This window comes from Kitasatospora sp. NPDC098652 (assembly GCF_044760155.1).
Classification (GTDB): Bacteria; Actinomycetota; Actinomycetes; order Streptomycetales; family Streptomycetaceae; genus Kitasatospora.
Genome location: NZ_JBIWAQ010000073.1, coordinates 1 through 1,003, shown reverse-complemented (window position 1 = coordinate 1,003; position 1,003 = coordinate 1). Strand labels below are relative to the sequence as shown.

Genomic DNA, 1,003 nt, shown 5'->3' with positions numbered 1-1,003 from the left:
CTAGATGAATGATGCGAAGGGTTAGTGGTCGTAGGCGGTCAGCGAGCGCATGACGGGCTGGCCGGTGTGGTCGTTGTGCCAGATCGCGCAGGTCAGCGCGAGGATGCGTTGCAGGACGCGGACCATCACACCGCCCGGGGTGCGGCCCTGGTGGCGTTCGAGGTCGAGCTGGGCCTTGAAGGTCTGGTTGACGGACTCAATGATCTGCCGCAGCGGCTTGAACAGCGCGGATCCGGCCCGCGGGGGCTCGCCCTTGCGGGCCGGCCGCAGCAGCTGGACACCCCACTCGGCGAGTTCGTGTTCGAAGGCGCGGCCGTAGTACTGCCGGTCGCCGATGACGGTCTGGCCGGGCCGGGAGGCGACGAGGCCGGGTTCGGCGTGGAGCATGCCGAGCAGGGTCGTTCGTTCGTCGGCCTTCGCGCCGGTCAGCGCGAAGGCGACGGGCAGGCCGTGCAGGGTGCACAGCAGGTGCAGGCGCAGGCCCCAGAAGTATCGGGAGTGGCTGGCGCAGTAGCCGTACTCGGCCCAGCCGGCCAGGTCCGAGCGCCTGGCCGTCTCGCGTGAGCGGCCGCATTCCACCGGGGTGGAGTCGACGACCCACACGGTGTCGCTCCACAGGGAGGTGTCCCGGGCGAGCAGACGGTTGACCCGTGCGACCAGGTCGGCGGCCTTGCGCAGGCGCCGGTTGTAGCCCGACTGCCCGGGCACGTAGGGGAACAGATGCCGCAGGTGTGCCTGGGCATGGCGGATCCAGCGGCGTTCGGAGGTGAAGCCGAGCAGGGCCTGCATCACCGCCAGGGTGACCAGCTCGGCGTCACTGAGCTGCGGCCTGATGCCGATCTCGGGTCGCCACGGCGCCAGATGCGGCGATTCCTTCAGCAGGTCGTCGGTCTTCACGTAGAGTGCGGTCGCGAGGGAGTCCAGATCAGGCGTCACAACCGATCTTTGGACTCCCTCGCTTCATGTCATGCGTGCCAGCGAGCCCTTGGCATCAATCATCTAG

Annotated in this window: 1 protein-coding gene; it reads right to left on the bottom strand. The window is 68.5% G+C overall.

The genetic code is table 11. From position 1 onward, the window contains the following. Nucleotides 1-21: 21 nt before the first annotated feature. On the bottom strand, nucleotides 22-936 hold the full coding sequence (locus ACIQWA_RS40980; RefSeq protein ID WP_402492299.1) for an IS982 family transposase: 915 nt from the start codon (nucleotides 934-936) through the stop codon (nucleotides 22-24). Nucleotides 937-1,003: the final 67 nt, after the last annotated feature.